The organism is Companilactobacillus sp. HBUAS56275 (genome assembly GCF_036913655.1).
Taxonomy (GTDB): Bacteria; Bacillota; Bacilli; order Lactobacillales; family Lactobacillaceae; genus Companilactobacillus; species Companilactobacillus pullicola.
Map to the genome: position 1 here is coordinate 393,026 of NZ_JAYKKK010000003.1, position 16,330 is coordinate 409,355.

The following is a 16,330-nucleotide window of genomic DNA, read 5'->3' on the forward strand; positions in this document are numbered from 1 at the left end:
TTTAACCTCCTTCGATTGCGGATAACGGATCGATTTTCAAAACTTTGTGCATTGACAACGTGCCACCTAAAACTGCCATAATCATAATCGCCACGGTCAACAATCCATAGGCTGGCCAATTGCTATAAAACGGTACCGTCTTCGGTAATCCCAGTTGAGTTAAGGCAATCGCTACTAATGCCAGTCCAGCTCCTAAAGCTGTTAGAATTAGGATTTGATAGAATAACGCCGTTACAATTCTGGCCGTGCGAATCCCTTGTGCCCGCATAACCCCGTAAAGACTGATTTTCTGAATCGTAATAATATACATAAAAATACCAATGATTAAAAATGTGATGATAATCATTGCGCCAATCATGAAGGCAAAGACCATAATCTGAGCCGTGTAGCCCGGAATATGATTAATCAAATCAGGAATCGTAATTTGCGATAGTCCTGATTTTTTAATTTTCGTTTTATCACGAACCACTAAAGCACTGATATTTTTAACCTGATCTGAACCGTATTTCAAAGTTCTAAAAGTATTGAGATCAGTGAAAATTATCGGTACAGTGAAAAAACTATTATCCTGCGTTAGTCCGACAACTTTATAGAAATCCTTACTACCATTGATCTTCACTTTGGAATTCAATTTGATATTGTCGTTACCTAACTTCGAGTCGGCAATGACTTCCTTATCATTCTTTGGCATCCGACCAACTGTTAGTTTTGGGCTGATAAAGCTATTCCAGTTGACACCAAAAATATTAGTATTAACTTTTTTATCTGACCCCTTTAGCTTAGTAACGACTGTCATTTGGCCCATCGGTACAACATCTTTATTCTGATAATCCTTATACGAATTTTCAGGAATATTCGATACTGTTAAACTCTTGTTAGAATAGCTGGAAACAACTACCGATTCAGCATTCCACTGATCAACAGCCGTTCTATTTCCCCTAGCTAGACCGACAGCTAAACTAGTTAGAAAGAAGACCATATAACTAATCAGAAAAACCGTAAAGACAACTAAAAAATATCTAGTTTTATTGTGAAGAATCTCTTTTATTGCTAAAAACATATTTTCACCACCCATTCCTCTTAATTAACGATTGATAAATGAAATTGCAACATAAGCATATATCATTTGCAAGCCTACCACTCCAAGGTTTCTCGCACAATTTATTTAATCCAGGAAAAAAACAACTTATTTGCATTGAAAGTGATTTTTAGCTTAGAATCATTAACTAAAGTAGTTTATTAGAAAGGTAATGGATATGAGTAAAGAAGAAAATAAGTTCTCTGTTTCCAAATTAAGTCCTAAGTCACAACAAAAATTAGAAGAAATTCGTCAAAAGCATCATCTAAAATCTCTGGATGAAGCCGCAAAATACATGCTAGATTTCACTAAAGAAAAAAAATAGACCGCGGGACGTTAGTCCTGTGGTCTATTTTTTTAGCGCTTCAATAATTAATTTTTCCATTTTTTCTGGTTTAGTGATGGGAGCAAAACGTTTCAACAGATTGCCCTCCTTATCAATCAAAAACTTAGTAAAATTCCATTTGATTTTACCCTTACCAGATTGATCCTTCAAATAAGTAAAAAGTGGATCCTCATCAAGACCATTGACTACTATCTTACGAGTCATGGGAAAAGTGACTCCATAGTGAACCTGACAGTATTCACTGATTTCTTCTTCACTGCCCAACTCCTGACGAAATTGGTTGGATGGTAAACCTAAAACTTCGAAACCTTGAATTCGGTACTTGTTATAAAGTTTTTCAATACTTTCCAGTTGTGGAGCTAAACCACATTTGCTTGCGGTATTAACGATTAACAGAACCTTACCTTGGTAATCTCTGAAATTAATAATTCCACCATTCATCTCAGTTTCCCTAAAATTATAAATTGGTTCCATTGCCCGACCGCCTTTCTTCATTCTATTTTTCACTACATTATACTAAAAATGAAGTTAGAGCGACAAAGTTAACCATTAATTTATTCGAATCTTTACGACTTGGCTTTATCCTTATCAATTCGATTAATCATATAGACTAATACGATAGCGACAATTAGGAGAATCAGTGCCGTCAAATAGGCAAAGTGCATACCACTCAAGAACCAGTTCGGATGAGCAGTTGGATAATCAGCAATCTGCTTTCCAGCTTTTAGACTCATACCGTAATAGAGACTAGTCGTTGCCATACTGACACCAATACCCATACCTAGATTTCTAAATAAAGCAGCTAAACTACCGGCGATTCCCTGATACTCTCGAGGAGCGTAACCCATAATCATTGGATTATTCTGGAATCCACCATTACCAACACCGAGGAATAATAGCATAAAAGTAAATAATACCAAATTATCAGTTCCTGACACTCTCATCAAGAATATCAGTGGAATGGCATAGATAAATAAATTAAAAATCGATACACTAGCGGCGTTATACTTATCAGTGAAATAGCCCGCAATCGGTGCTGCAATTACATTAGCAAATGGAATTGCCATCATAATCAATCCAGTCAATGCAGTGCTTAATGATCTGAAATCAGTTAGATAAAACGGCATTATAACGTTGGCATAGTAACCAATTGAAAAGACAATCAGGGCACTGACCAAACTCAATGTTAACCGTGATATCTTAAAAATCTTGAAATTGATCAAGGGCGACTCTAGATGCTTTTCCACGTAAACAAAACCAATCCAGAATATCAAGCTGATTAAGAAAGTTAATATAACGGCTCGATTGCCAAAACCAATGTCTTGTCCCATGAAGATACTGACAAAGAATGTAGCTATTGCAACGGCATAAGTGATTAGACCAATCCAATCATAAGATACCTTCTCAACTCGACGTTCTTCCTTAGGAAACATAAAACGTCCATAAATATAAACAATAATCCCAATAGGAATATTAATAATAAATATCCAGTGCCAGGACAACACGCTCAATACCAGACCACCTAATCCCGGTCCAGAAATATTCCCTAACTGAGCAATAATACTGTTAATACCGTAAGCTCGACCACGCTGACTCATTGGGAAAATCATCGCAATGATACCAATGTTAGTGGCCATACTCATACTGGCTCCAAGGCCTTGAACAATTCGACCAAATAACAAAATATATAACGATGGACTCACAGCACAGATAAATGAACCAATCGTAAAGAAAATAGTCCCTGTTTGAAAAATTTTAATGTATCCAATCTGATCTGCCATTCTCCCCCAGAATAGCAATAACATACAGATCATAATCAGATAGACCGACACGATCCACTCGGCCCGATTCATTGGTACATGCAGATCCTTGGTTAAACTAGGTATCGCCACATTAACGATACTGGCATCAAGCAGTTGCATGAACGACATAAAACTGGTCGCAAACAGCGTCAAAATACTATGTTTGCTTTTCATAAATAAACCTCTCTTACAAAAAAATACACTATCAATAATAGACTTACTTTCACGTCGTTGACAACTAAGTATGGCAATACTAATTTAAATTTCGATACAAAAATAAGGCTATGTAATGACTCTTTCAATGAAAAGTTCATTACATAACCTTATTTAAATATCGGTAACCTTAATGCCAGCCTGCTTCAAAATTTTACTCTCAATTCCATGTTCGAGCTCTTTATCATGATGAATTGGTACTGGTAGCGTCACATTAGTATCGGGATTATACATTTTTAAATGTGATCCATTCTGTGACTTTTTGACAAAACCATGTTGTCGCAGTATTTTCACGATTTTCTGGGGTTTCATTGCCATATTATTACCCCCTCTCGTATATCATTGTACACAATATTGAGCTGGTTCTGAAATATTAGGTTTTATGTTACAAAATAAATTATCGCTTTTAACAATAAATATTTTTGTTTATTGAATCCGTTTTCATTAATAAATATAGTATCCTGTTTATACAAATATTAATACCATTATTTATACGGGGTATATATCATGAAAACACACAATCATCTTTTTTCCCTTACGATATCTATTATATTAGTATTCATACTTGGTATATATACACAAAATAACATTACTCAGGCAGCAACGCCCACAACCAAAGAGGTTTATCAAAATACACCTCCTGGTATGACAAAGATTTCCGACTTGATGGACACTCCCACATCATATTCAGGTAATACTAATATGACTAGCAGTGCCCACATTATTCCGGCTGGCGACCCCACGTACCAAAATAAGAACGCCATCGTTGAACTTATCAAAGATACTGGTACCAAAGACCAGCTGGGATCCACTTGGGGTAAAGTTAATGGCTCAAACAGCGATAAGAGTTTCAACTACTTCGATCTTACCAAGAAACAGACGCTTTCAGCTTGGTTCTATATGGGTGACTCCGAGACCAGTGCTCCTGACGGTATGGCCTTTGTTCTCCAAAACGATTCTAAAGGCGCCAATGCCATTTCTTTATACAACAATTCCCCCAAAGCGGGCGAAACTCTGGGCGTCTGGGGAGGATCTGCATCACCGAGCATTTTAACTAATCCTTTAGGACTAGAAAAAAATGCCATTCAGAATAGTTTTGCTATAGAACTAGATACTCTTCCCAATCAAGATATTCCAACACGTTATAGCGGTAATGATAATTCCTTTGACTCTAAAAAATCTGGAGATACTTTTGATATAAAAGGACAACACATCGGTTGGAATTATCCTGGTGAGGCCGGTACTTATAAGACAAATTCAGTAGGTTCCAGATACTACTACGAATTAGTACATAACTCCATAGTTTCAAATAGTTATTTATCTGGATACACCGACGCTGACGCACTGACAGTTAAATACTCATGGCGTCATTTTATCGTTACCTACACTCCACCACCTGAAGGAAGCAGTACTGCCACCATCCAATATTACGTTAATCGAAAGTATATCGATGGTACGCTTAAATCCTTCACTTCTTGGGATGGAAAATTAATTTCGTTCAACACTAATATTTTCAAGGCTACTGACCACAAAGTACGTTGGGGATTCACGGCTTCCAACGGCTCTCCTAAATCATCTCTGCAACCAATTGCTATCGTTATGGAATCGATGCCTTCAGTTGCTGACATAGCCACTAACGTGGCTTTGACCGATATAACGCAAGATAACCGAGAGATTAAAGATTTAGACAAAAATCCCACTGCCGATTCAACGGTCAATGATGGCGACAAATTGAATCTCAAATATTCTTTGACTTACACATCTGGAATTATTGGGACTGGAACTTTAAAGAGTCAGTTTGGATTGCCACAAAATGTTAATTTTGCTGCCGATGATAATGGAAACATTGGTACGATCAGTTACAAAAAATCCGATGGTACAATTACCACACAAAATATTCCTGTTTCTTCATTGACCACGGCATCAAATAATAACGGCACTACTATTAATGCTATCAATTTGGATCTGACTTCCCTTGATGATACTAATAATACCAATATAATTGTTTCCTTAAACGGAACGGCTAAATCGCCTGAAAGTGCTACTCCTAAGAAGACTACGATTAATCCTGAACACACATCTTACAGGAGTGACTACTATTCTGGGGATGTCATGAGTCCAAAATTTATTCTAAGTAATGACAACTTAACCGCAACCAGTACTAGTGCTGCTTCTCAGTCGATCAACTACAGCGATTATGTTAAACTTCAAGGAACTCTGAAGTATATTAAAGGGTCAACCTTTACTGATAGTAATTTGAATGCCGTTATAACGATTGATAATTCTGATTCTAAACTTATTAAAAATGATATTGCTGTTACACCGGGAACCACACAGAGTAGTTTTGACATCAAGGATTTAACAGGCGAATACCTAAATCCAGGTACACATACTATCAAATTATACTTTACCGATTCCAATCATAGAGTCTCTAATACTTTGACCTATACTGTTAAAGTTGCCGACTATAAAAATCTAAATATCTCTTCTACTAGTAGTCTAAATCAAACTGTAGATCAAGATTCCGATACTGTTTTGAAAGGTGATTTGAAATATGATGATGATAGTCAATTCATACCATCTGATATTACACTCTCATGGTCTATTGACGGTGGCACGCCTCTTTCTCAAGTCTTAACTGACAATACTCAACAAAACAGTACAACTTTCTCACATACTATTGCCAAAGGCAGTTTGACTATCGGTACTCATAAAATAACTGTTCATGCCTCTGATGGTGTGCGCCAGTCCAATACCCTTACTTACAATCTAACCGTTACAGACAAAAAATTAATCTTAACTGCAGACACTACCAATATAACTGTTAACGACAATTTAACCGTTACATTAAATGGAACTTCCCAGTATTCCGATGGAAGTGACGCAACTATTTCCTATGGTACTTTCCAAGTTAAAAATGAAGATGAGAATATCCAAGATGCTGTCAGGATTGGATACGAAGCTACGGGAAATTCAAAAGGCTCTATAGCCGGCAATAAGGTAAAGGTTGCGCTGGATCCAATTGCTAAAAACAAATTGGGTGGCTCTTTAGATGACTATATTGCTAAACAGTCTAGTCGTTTAAAGGTGGGAAGAAATGAGATCACCGTCAAAGTAAATGATGGCAGTCGTGATTCTAACACTGTTACCTATATTGTTAATGTGCCTAGGATCACCGCCAGCATTTCACCAAATAGTAACCCTAATTACACTATTACCTCTATTAATGGACAAAAGCTACCAATTGATTTTGCCTATTCCGATGATTCTTACATGGTAACGGGATTTGATTTAATTTCCGGTATTTCTATTAACGGCTCAGGTTATAGTTATGCGAAGGAAAACAAGCCTAACCCTAGTACCAGTGGAACGATTCCTATGGATCCAAACCTCTTAGGGTTGAATGCGAATCAAACTGATTCTCCACAAGTTGTTAAGTTTTTCTACTCCGATCCCTATGCTAGAACGACTAACAATTTAACCTTTAATTTAACTTTGGTAAGAACATTATTAGAGTTACAGGCTAACCCAGACTTTTATTTTGAAGACGTGAAGCCCCTTTTCAATGATGCGTTGATTAAACGAAATGGCAAATGGGACGTTACGGTCAGAAGCTTCAAATCGGCCTGGAAATTGACTGCTAGTTCTGGTGATATGATTCAAACTAATGAAACGTCCCCTACCCCTATGAATGCCGACATTATTTACGCTGAAGATGGTCAGACTTATGGCCTAAAGGAAGAATCTCCTGTTATTGCCTACAACGCCAACAATCAGGGTGCTGACACCACCTTTGACGTTACGAATGATTGGGATGACAGCAGCAAGGGAATCTTTCTTAAGCCAACAGGTGCCTTAACTTCAGGGACTTATCAGGGACAAATCAAATGGAATTTGACTGATAGTTTATAATTACCAATGAATTTAAAATAATAGCCTCAAACTTTCGATTGCTTATGATCCGGAAGTTTGAGGCTATTTTTATTAATTATTCAGGGGTTATACTTAATACATATTATATTGTCGTGGGGGATATCTTGAAAAAACTTTATAATTTCAATACTCGAGCCATCAAATCCATTTTCTACTTATTATTTACACTAACATTTTTATTTTCACTAACATCCCCCAATCTAATACTTGGAGATAATAATGTTACCAAAATAGGTACAACAGCTTTTACAACTGTTATTCTATTTATATTTGCTCTTATTGGATTACTACTTTACCTAAGTTCTAAATTTCGTAAATTTTGTAAATGGATTTTCATTGATAACCGTTGGATTACTAGTGGTTGCTGTTTACTTTTGGCTGTACTAATCCAAATCATCTTTATTTACTTAACCCATTCTGCCATTGGCTTTGATGTCAGTGGTGTACATCAAGGTATGACTCGACCTAATGATGTCGAAATCGTTGGATATTTTAGTGTCAATCCCAACAATTTAGGGATTTTCCTCTTTCAAACCTTATTTAAAAATATTTTCCACAGTACATCATGGGAACTATTTGAATTTATAACAATGTTCTTAGTTGATCTAGCGGCCATTTTTAATCTATTCAGTATTGCCATTATCGATAAAACAAAGGTCCCCATCGGCATGTATATTCATGCAATTTGGTTAGCAACTTTCCCAGCCATTTTGGTCCCCTATACCGATACATGGGCCATCCAATTCGTGGCTATCTATATTTTCTGTTACTGTGGTATTACCTACACTAATTGGAATAAATTTATTAAATTCATTTTAGTTATTCCTTTGGGAATAAGCCTAAGTGCTGGATATTTCATCAAACCTTCTACCATCATTCCGATGATTGCTATTATCATCATTGAACTTATCCACTTGTTGAAAAAGAAGCAACATCAGTGGCTATGGTTATTTTTATTGTGTATAACTTTTATTGGTAGTACCGGTGGCAGCTACTATCAATTCAATAAAATTATCAAAACTCAAAACTATGTCCGCGTCTATACCTTTCGTGCTAAACCGATGATCCACTTTATCAACATGGGATTGTCTAACGACGGTGGTTATAATGCTAAAGACTCTTTCAAGATGGTCACCTTAATACACAAGAAGGATCGTATCAATTATTCAGTTAACTCCATTCATAAACGTCTACACAAGATGGGATTTGGTGGTTACCTAGCTTTCCTATTGAAAAAACATGGTAATAATACTTCTGATGGAACTTTTGCCTGGTTGAGAGATGGGGATTTTGTTCCTATGAAGCATTCTCCTGAGAAAAAAGGAATCCGTGGTAAAATACAGAATTTCTTCTACCTGTATGGAAATAACGTTGGTGACTTCCGTTTTCTCACACAAATATGGTGGTGCATTTGGCTAGGTTTAATTTTCTTTGCTTGGAAGGATGATCGTAAAATCACTCAAGTGATGAGGCTATCATTAGTAGGCGGATTTATTTTTTTGCTCATATTCGAAGGCGGACGTAGCCGATATTTAATACAATTCTTACCTGCTTTTTTAATTCTGGCAACATGTAACTTTGAAACATCGATTCACCAAGTAAAATCTCTATTTGTTTGGAAATAACTTTGTCATGACAATAATATAGAATTATAATTAAATTAATAGATAGCATAAGTGCTTCTTTGTGGGGGGAAACAAAATGAAATCTAAATTATTAATTTTTCTTATTACCGCTTGTGCTTTTTTAACATTTCATATAACAAATGCTCAAGCTCTGGCTAATGATAACAATCAAGCCGGAGATCTTGGTATTAGTATCGATGGTAAATTTGATGACTGGGCTGATAAAGATAAGCATCCCATGAAAGCTTCAGGTGACGACGATAATATTAAGAACGTTTCCTTTTTAACTGACAACAATAACATTTATCTCTATATTTCTATGGAACCTAAATTAGTTGACGGATACACTGACTTTCAGCCATCTGGATATATTTTAACCGTGGGTGGAAAAGTATTCTATGTATCTTTTAATGACAATAGGACCGTTCATTTGAATGTCGATGAAAGTAAAGCTGTCTCCTTGGGTATTTATGGTGCAGATGGTTCTAATAAAACTTTGAATGATTTGGTCTACGTAAATCGTCGAAATATCACTCAACATCGTTACGTTCAAGGTACTCTTCGTCCTACTAAAGGTACTAGTTATCGATTCGAAGCTAAAATTCCGTTTAAAGATCTACACAACATTTCAAATACTGCTGGTCAAAATATTAAAATAGAAAACCCCAACTTATGGAATGGTTCGGTTCAAGCATCTGGTGGTAGTACTGGACCAGTTCTCTTAGCAAGTACCGGTTTTGTAATTGCTTTAGGCAGTGTAGTCGGTCTCCCTATTCTCAAGAAACGGAGACAATCATGAGTATTTATTTAATTGTTGGAATAGTAGTTTGGTTATATTTACTTTCAGTCTTAAAACGAGCTCACGTTCCCGCTTTCTTTTTCATCGTAGGAACCGCAGGGCTCTTTTTTATTCTCATTGGATTCAGTAATCCTTACTGGGTTTGGTTTTTCACTCATTCTGTTATCAATGGTGTCCGATGGTTCGGCAATCTGACACATATGAGTACTGTTATGAACCACTATGGATTAATTAGCATCAACAATCCCACTAGCCCATTAACTTTAACTATCGATTACGAATGCTCCGGAATTATTGAAACTATGGCCTTTATTAGTATTGTAGTGTTCTTTCCTATTTTCAATCGTTACGAGAAAGCTTTTTTCGGCATTACCGGCATCATTTGGGTTTATTTGAGTAATGTTTTAAGATTAGCACTTATCATTACTATTGTTCATTTTGGTGGTGCTGAAACATTCTATTTGGCTCATTCAATCATCGGACGAATTGTTTTTTATATTTTAGTAATTGTTCTCTATTATAATGTTTTCACCTATTCACAGATTTCCCACAGTTTGTACCAGAATTTCAAGTCTCATTTTAAGCGAGGTTCTAAATCATGAATTATTGGCTTAATTTAACAATTTTCAAGATGGGCTTCTGGTTAACTTGGGCTTTGATTCCTATTTTGGTCGAAATAATTCCATCGATTATTTCTAGTATCAAAATCATGATTCAAAATATTCATCCACCTAAAATGACCATGCCAGCGAAGATGCCAATGATTTCTGTACTAATCCCTGTCCATAATTCCGAAGATACACTCTTTGCCTGTATCAAATCAATTCACGACTCCACTTATCCCAAGGACTTAATCCAAGTCATCTTAGCTGATAATCAAAGTACAGACGACAGTTTTCAAGTTTTTGCCCACGCTCAAAATACTTTTTCAGATATGAATCTTAGATTAATTCATACGGAGAAAGGTAAAGCTGAGGCTTTAAATGCTGCTCTCTACGGCGCAATTGGAACCTACATTATTAATATTGATAGTGATGGCATTCTAGAGAAAAATGCTTTGATGAACATGGTTTTAAGATTTGAAAATGACTACGATGTTGCCGCCCTAACTGGAAGTATCCTTCCACAAAAAGAACTACTAAAAAAGCATGGTTCACTACTCCGTTATAACGAATACTTTGAATACGCTCAAGCCTTCCTATCTGGTAGAGTCATCGAATCTGATAATAATCAACTTTTTACTATGTCTGGAGCCTTTTCTGCTTTTAGAAAAGAAGCTGTAATGCGTTCTTTCCTATATGACATCGATACAATCGGTGAAGACACCGACATGACTTTTCAAATTAGACAACGAATGAAACGAAAGGTTGGTCTTTGTGCCAATGCTTTCTTCTTTATTGAACCAATAGAAGATTTATCAGAGCTATATCTTCAGCGTCAACGATGGCAACGCGGAGAAGTTGAAGTTATCCACGAATACGCTAATCAATTAGAGATGAAGGAATTTTTCAAGAATTTCATGGTACAACGTTTACTAATTGATCATACTTTTCTATTTCCACGAATGATCTGGTTATGTGCCAGTGTTGTTTTACTCTTTTTCCGCTACTCACCCATTATGATGGGTATGTCCTACGTAATAATTTACCTACTTTATATCCTTGTTGAACTTTTAAATTACATTTGTGTATTAGAGCTGTTACAAGAATTTCCTGAAGAGAAATCCTTCTATCGCAAACAGTGGTGGGTAACCTTAACTCTTCCTTTTTATAATTTCATTTGTTCAATAATCAGATTGATCGGCGTTATTAATAGTATGACGACACAAGTTGGTTGGAATTCAGAATCATTCAGTACTGAAAAAAAGAGAGTCGCCACTGTTGTTAAAAATGACTTCAAACGAAACAGAAATGAGGATAATAAATAATGCACAAATATTATCACACTTACAAAATCAAATACTATGTCAACGCTAGTCATGCCATGCGTTGGAAAGACGGTGAAGGTCAGCAACATAACCATACTTGGGAAATTGTCTGTGAAATTCACAGTAAGGATGACCACATGATTGTTTTTAACGACATTGAAAATGAAATGAAGAAGATTTTTGATACCTTTTCTGGCAAATTCTTAAATAAACTGCCTTATTTTAAGAAAGTTAATCCAACAACTGAAAATGTAACTGTTTGGCTATTTAATCAATTGAATCCTGCTCTGGAAAAATTAAACGCAGAATTAGTTAGAATCGAAGTCGGCGAATCACCTACTCGTTCTTACTGTATTGATACCAGACATTAAAAACATCAAAATTACTGATGTGAAAGATTTATACTGATTAAACAAAATAATGTCGACTCGATGACCATTGTAAGTGGCAATCGAATCGGCATTTTTGATTAAATACAACTTTTAGGATATCAACTGTGGTATGAATTATCATCTGCACAGTTGATTTATTTTTAACTTGACATGGGACCAATCCCATAACTTATCCTATCGATACAATCAAATAATGATCAGACGGAGGTAATCACATGTCACGCAATGCATTGAAGATGGTAACAATTGGTGGAGGCTCTAGTTACACCCCTGAATTAATTGAAGGCTACATCAAGCGCAAGGATCAATTACCTATTAAAGAAATCTGGTTGGTCGATATTCCCGATGGAGAAAAGAAGCTCAATATCGTTGGTGAAATGGCCAAAAGAATGGTTAAAGCAGCCGGTCTCGATTGGGAGATACATCTGACTTTGAATCGCCGTGAAGCTTTGAAAGATGCCGATTTCGTTTCAACTCAATTTAGAGTTGGTTTGCTGGAAGCACGTGTTAAAGACGAAAGAATCCCCGGCAGTTATGGTTTACTTGGTCAGGAAACAAACGGTGCTGGTGGTATCTTTAAGGCCTTTCGAACTGTCCCAGTAATTCTTGATATCGTTAAAGATATGAAAGAACTCTGCCCTAACGCTTGGTTGATCAATTTCACTAATCCGAGTGGAATGATTACTGAAGCTATTCAACAATACGGTAAGTGGGACAAAGTAATTGGATTATGTAATGTTCCAGTTATGGCAATGATGACCGAACCTCAAACAATCGGTAAAGAGTTGAAAGACTTAACTTACAAATTTGCGGGAATCGACCATTTCCATTGGCATCGTGTCTGGGACTCTACTGGTAAAGAAGTTACAATGGATATCATTGATGAAATGTACGATGGCAAGGATGCAGGATTACCTAAAAATATTTTTGATGTTCAATTTTTCCGTGAACAACTTAATCAAATGAAGATGATTCCTTGTGGATATCATCGTTACTACTATCGTCAGACTGAGATGCTAGATCACAGTTTAGAAGAATTCAATCAAGGTGCCACTCGTGCTCAACAGGTTATGAAAATCGAACACGAATTGTTTGAACTCTATCAAGATCCAAATCTCGACTACAAACCTAAACAACTGGCTGAACGTGGTGGCGCACACTATTCTGACGCTGCATGTGAATCGATTGCCTCAATTTACGCTGATAAAAGAACACATATGGTCGTTTCAACTTTAAATCGTGGAGCTGTTCCTGATCTGCCAAGTGATCATACTGTTGAAGTCTCTGCTCAAATTGGAGCCAGTGGAGCTACCCCACTGACATTCGGTCACTTCCAACCAGCTGAACGTGGCTGGATTCAATTGATGAAAAACATGGAATTAGTTATCGATGAGGCCGCAGTGACCGGCGATTATGGTTTAGCATTACAAGCTTTTATCATGAATCCACTTATTCCTAGTGGTCAAAAAGCTAAGGATCTCTTAGATGAAATGTTGGTTGCCAATAAGAGATACTTGCCACAGTTTGCCGAAAAAATTCAAGAACTAGAAGCCAATGGCGTAACTGTTCACGATCAAGTTGCAGCAACGATTGATGAACATATCGGTCAAATTTAGACTAAAAAAAGACACTGAATATATCAGTGTCTTTTTTTAGTCAATTGCTTATTCTTTTTCATTATTATTATGAATTAAATACTCTCCCGCAAATTATGAAGCAAATTGTCCATTCTCACCTAACCTAGCATTCAAACGTTCGACTGAACTGTGAACATTGTTCACTAAGGCCCCTAACATTGAAACTTCACTTTCTGACATTTCATTGAAATCTAATGGATATTGGTTAGCGACTAGTGTTCTACTCTTAATATCCAAGATATCTTCTTCTGAAAGATTTTTCATATTCTTAACTTCGTGATCTAATCCTTCTTGTGTTCGATTAATTGCTACCACTTTTTCAGTTTGATCTCGCATTTCAGAGGCAGCCTTCTTATTTTTACCATTTGCCAAAACTCCACCAGTTACTAGTGCTGCTCCTCCAATTGCCCAACCAACGGGTCCAGCAAGAGCTAATAATGTCTCTCCACCGGCCATACCAGCACCACCTGCTGCTAAAGCACCTCCACCTAACCATGCTAGAGCTGCATTAGATGCTGCCGCTCCAGATAAGGCAGAAATTGCAGTACCAGTAGCTGCTGTACCAAATGTTGTTGCCACTGCCATTGCAGCAGTCGGTGCAAGTGTAGCAACTCCTATTCCTGCTCCTATACCAGCAGCTGCTGTGCCACCAGCCTGCTTTTTAACCTTCGAATATTCAACATCCGCCTGTTTTAAAAGATTCTCATATCTATCAATTTTTAGTTCAATCTTTTGAATGGTTAGATTCAATTCTTCAGGTACATTTTTCAGAGAATTAATATAGGTCATAGCATTCTCAATCTGCTTTTTCAATTGTTGACGTGTTTCATACAATTCTTCCACGTCGTATTTAAGATGATCAGCCGTTGTCTTTTGAGAATTAACTGCTGATTCTAGATCTTCCTTTGCCTCTTTACGTTCTTTTGAATTGAACATTTTACTTTCCTCCCAAAAAGTATTTTTCAACTTCCGAATTACTATGTAGAATCTTGTTCTCTGCTACTCCACTGGCTTTAGCATAATTAGCACTTGCAAACAGTTGATCACTGGCCAACATTGTCATATCATGCGCCAATTTAGAGAGTTCGCCCATTCTCTCATATTCTTTTTCTATGTCTTCTAATATCTCTTTATAAGATTCGTCAATATTTTGTAAAGCTTGGTGATATGTTGTCTCTACTTGTTTAATAGATATTCTTGCATCTCCAATTATATTGTCCCAAGTAGATTTGAATTTTTTGATAATTTGTCCAAAATTATCTACTGATGCTATAACTATTGCACTAAGAAATCCTGATACCATAGCTCCTATTACAGTTGAAATTGCATCAATTAAAAATTTAGGTAATCCTGGTATTTTAGAAAGTTTTTCATTAAAACTTTCTCCAACAACTAGTCCTACCGTGGTTCCCAAACCAATTCCAATCATTTTTACGACACTCTTTACAAGTTTGTCCCAAGGAAGTTTGCTCGGATTAGTGATTAGAGTTTTAAATCCTTCGATAAACGTACTCAACCCACTCTGCAGAATTTTCCCCCAAGCGGATACCGTTGTAGTCAGAGAGTTTACAATGGTTGTAACTAATGTACCTAGTATTCCACTTGTGAAACCTGTAAAGGCAGCACTGATAATTTGACCACTCCACACTTTCACTTGTTTTATAGTCTCCCATAACCTTTGTTTTATATGTTCAAATGTTTTTTTTAGTTCAGATACCTTTCTAGATACATCAGTATACTTACTCCAATTTCCAACATAAGTTTTTACTTCATCTATCACAATGTCAGATGCCATATACAAAACGACGCCACAAGCCTGTCTTTTAGCCTGCTCCATCCCTTTTTTCTTAGCAGCATTATTAAATTCTTTGGCAGCAGCATTATTAACAGTTTTATTAATGAATTTTTCTGATTCTTTTTGCTTAGTTGCCGTTTTCTTTTTATCTATTCCATACCTCTCAGCATTAGTCTGTCCATTCTTTTCTTTATTTTCCCACTCGTGTAAATCCATTTCCCCCTTCGACTGATTCATTCGTCCATCAATGGCAGCCATATTATGTTTATCAACGGCCATATCATTGCGTTCGTCATCAGTCATATATAACCTAGCTTTATCATTATCATGAATATGCTTTGCAGATGTAATATGATCCAAATGCGTAGATCCATCCTTATTTAGCACCTTTCCCGTATATTCATCATAGATAACACCTTCTTTTTGAAACCTTTTTTTACGTTGAGTATTTAATCGATTATCTATACCGTCACTCTTTCTTCCTTCATAATTCTTCCGATCATAGGCTTTGTTAAAACGTTTCTCATGTTCCGAATCAACAAATACCCCCTCCTGAGCATTATGAATTGTACTTACATTTCCTCCTTCCTTGTACTGAGACAGTCCACCAAGATTTAAACTATCTAGTATTGACTGAATACCAAAACTTTGAATTACTTGATCTTTCAACTGGTCTCTTAAAACCACCCAAAAATTTTCCATTTGTTGATTTTCTACTTTATAAGCTTTTTCTGTATTAAGCTTTTTATAAAAATCGTCTTCAAAATTAAAAGTGCCTTCCAA

At 36.3% G+C, this 16,330-nt stretch carries 14 protein-coding genes; 8 read left to right on the top strand and 6 right to left on the bottom strand.

The window, feature by feature from the left end:
- Position 1: 1 nt before the first annotated feature.
- Positions 2–1,060, bottom strand: a complete 1,059-nt coding sequence (locus tag U8526_RS08275; RefSeq protein ID WP_334341479.1) for an ABC transporter permease — start codon at positions 1,058–1,060, stop codon at positions 2–4.
- 196 nt (positions 1,061–1,256) lie between these two features.
- Between U8526_RS08275 and U8526_RS08280 the strand changes: the two genes are divergently transcribed.
- On the top strand, positions 1,257–1,403 hold the full coding sequence (locus tag U8526_RS08280) for a hypothetical protein (protein ID WP_334341480.1): 147 nt from the start codon (positions 1,257–1,259) through the stop codon (positions 1,401–1,403).
- Between the two features lie 24 nt (positions 1,404–1,427).
- Here U8526_RS08280 and U8526_RS08285 read toward each other — a convergent pair whose 3' ends face one another.
- The 3 genes from U8526_RS08285 to U8526_RS08295 all read right to left on the bottom strand — a co-directional run bounded on the left by U8526_RS08285 (position 1,428) and on the right by U8526_RS08295 (position 3,757).
- On the bottom strand, positions 1,428–1,898 hold the full coding sequence (locus U8526_RS08285; protein WP_334341481.1) for a glutathione peroxidase: 471 nt from the start codon (positions 1,896–1,898) through the stop codon (positions 1,428–1,430).
- A gap of 92 nt (positions 1,899–1,990) precedes the next feature.
- On the bottom strand, positions 1,991–3,400 hold the full coding sequence (locus U8526_RS08290) for an MFS transporter (protein ID WP_334341482.1): 1,410 nt from the start codon (positions 3,398–3,400) through the stop codon (positions 1,991–1,993).
- Between the two features lie 153 nt (positions 3,401–3,553).
- Entirely contained in the window at positions 3,554–3,757 is a 204-nt protein-coding gene (locus tag U8526_RS08295) for a type II toxin-antitoxin system HicA family toxin (RefSeq protein ID WP_025086359.1), read from the bottom strand.
- Between the two features lie 189 nt (positions 3,758–3,946).
- Here U8526_RS08295 and U8526_RS08300 point away from each other — a divergent pair, with 189 nt between their 5' ends.
- The 7 genes from U8526_RS08300 (at position 3,947) to U8526_RS08330 (ending at position 13,731) form a co-directional block, all read left to right on the top strand.
- A complete protein-coding gene (locus U8526_RS08300) occupies positions 3,947–7,351 on the top strand; it encodes a lectin-like domain-containing protein (RefSeq protein ID WP_334341483.1) in 3,405 nt (1,134 codons plus the stop codon).
- 44 nt (positions 7,352–7,395) lie between these two features.
- A complete protein-coding gene (locus U8526_RS08305; RefSeq protein ID WP_334341484.1) occupies positions 7,396–8,997 on the top strand; it encodes a TIGR03766 family XrtG-associated glycosyltransferase in 1,602 nt (533 codons plus the stop codon).
- A 76-nt stretch (positions 8,998–9,073) separates the two neighbouring features.
- Positions 9,074–9,796: a Firmicu-CTERM sorting domain-containing protein gene (locus tag U8526_RS08310; protein WP_334341485.1), complete on the top strand. Its 723-nt coding sequence runs from the start codon at positions 9,074–9,076 to the stop codon at positions 9,794–9,796.
- Complete coding sequence (gene xrtG / locus U8526_RS08315; RefSeq protein ID WP_334341486.1) at positions 9,793–10,398, top strand: exosortase family protein XrtG; 606 nt, start codon at positions 9,793–9,795, stop codon at positions 10,396–10,398. Before U8526_RS08310 ends, xrtG begins: the two co-directional genes overlap by 4 nt.
- The gene (locus U8526_RS08320; RefSeq protein WP_334341487.1) at positions 10,395–11,723 is read left to right on the top strand and encodes a TIGR03111 family XrtG-associated glycosyltransferase; all 1,329 of its coding nucleotides are present in this window, start codon (positions 10,395–10,397) and stop codon (positions 11,721–11,723) included. Before xrtG ends, U8526_RS08320 begins: the two co-directional genes overlap by 4 nt.
- Positions 11,723–12,094, top strand: a complete 372-nt coding sequence (locus U8526_RS08325; protein WP_334341488.1) for a 6-carboxytetrahydropterin synthase — start codon at positions 11,723–11,725, stop codon at positions 12,092–12,094. The genes U8526_RS08320 and U8526_RS08325 overlap by 1 nt, the downstream gene beginning before the upstream one ends.
- Positions 12,095–12,330: 236 nt before the next feature.
- Entirely contained in the window at positions 12,331–13,731 is a 1,401-nt protein-coding gene (locus U8526_RS08330; protein WP_334341489.1) for a 6-phospho-beta-glucosidase, read from the top strand.
- 93 nt (positions 13,732–13,824) lie between these two features.
- On the opposite strand, the gene U8526_RS08335 is transcribed toward U8526_RS08330, so the two are convergent.
- Together U8526_RS08335 and U8526_RS08340 are read right to left on the bottom strand one after the other, a co-directional pair.
- Entirely contained in the window at positions 13,825–14,688 is an 864-nt protein-coding gene (locus U8526_RS08335; RefSeq protein ID WP_334341490.1) for a hypothetical protein, read from the bottom strand.
- A 1-nt stretch (position 14,689) separates the two neighbouring features.
- Positions 14,690–16,330, bottom strand: coding sequence for a hypothetical protein (locus U8526_RS08340; protein WP_334341491.1), 1,641 nt, complete (start codon positions 16,328–16,330; stop codon positions 14,690–14,692).

What these genes read in the sequence shown, in the direction of transcription:
- U8526_RS08275 (WP_334341479.1), bottom strand. Translation starts at nt 1,060, where the DNA reads ATGTTTTTAGCAATAAAAGAGATTCTTCACAATAAAACTAGATATTTT.
- U8526_RS08280 (WP_334341480.1), top strand. Translation starts at nt 1,257, where the DNA reads ATGAGTAAAGAAGAAAATAAGTTCTCTGTTTCCAAATTAAGTCCTAAG.
- U8526_RS08285 (WP_334341481.1), bottom strand. Translation starts at nt 1,898, where the DNA reads ATGGAACCAATTTATAATTTTAGGGAAACTGAGATGAATGGTGGAATT.
- U8526_RS08290 (WP_334341482.1), bottom strand. Translation starts at nt 3,400, where the DNA reads ATGAAAAGCAAACATAGTATTTTGACGCTGTTTGCGACCAGTTTTATG.
- U8526_RS08295 (WP_025086359.1), bottom strand. Translation starts at nt 3,757, where the DNA reads ATGGCAATGAAACCCCAGAAAATCGTGAAAATACTGCGACAACATGGT.
- U8526_RS08300 (WP_334341483.1), top strand. Translation starts at nt 3,947, where the DNA reads ATGAAAACACACAATCATCTTTTTTCCCTTACGATATCTATTATATTA.
- U8526_RS08305 (WP_334341484.1), top strand. Translation starts at nt 7,396, where the DNA reads ATGATCCGGAAGTTTGAGGCTATTTTTATTAATTATTCAGGGGTTATA.
- U8526_RS08310 (WP_334341485.1), top strand. Translation starts at nt 9,074, where the DNA reads ATGAAATCTAAATTATTAATTTTTCTTATTACCGCTTGTGCTTTTTTA.
- xrtG (WP_334341486.1), top strand. Translation starts at nt 9,793, where the DNA reads ATGAGTATTTATTTAATTGTTGGAATAGTAGTTTGGTTATATTTACTT.
- U8526_RS08320 (WP_334341487.1), top strand. Translation starts at nt 10,395, where the DNA reads ATGAATTATTGGCTTAATTTAACAATTTTCAAGATGGGCTTCTGGTTA.
- U8526_RS08325 (WP_334341488.1), top strand. Translation starts at nt 11,723, where the DNA reads ATGCACAAATATTATCACACTTACAAAATCAAATACTATGTCAACGCT.
- U8526_RS08330 (WP_334341489.1), top strand. Translation starts at nt 12,331, where the DNA reads ATGTCACGCAATGCATTGAAGATGGTAACAATTGGTGGAGGCTCTAGT.
- U8526_RS08335 (WP_334341490.1), bottom strand. Translation starts at nt 14,688, where the DNA reads ATGTTCAATTCAAAAGAACGTAAAGAGGCAAAGGAAGATCTAGAATCA.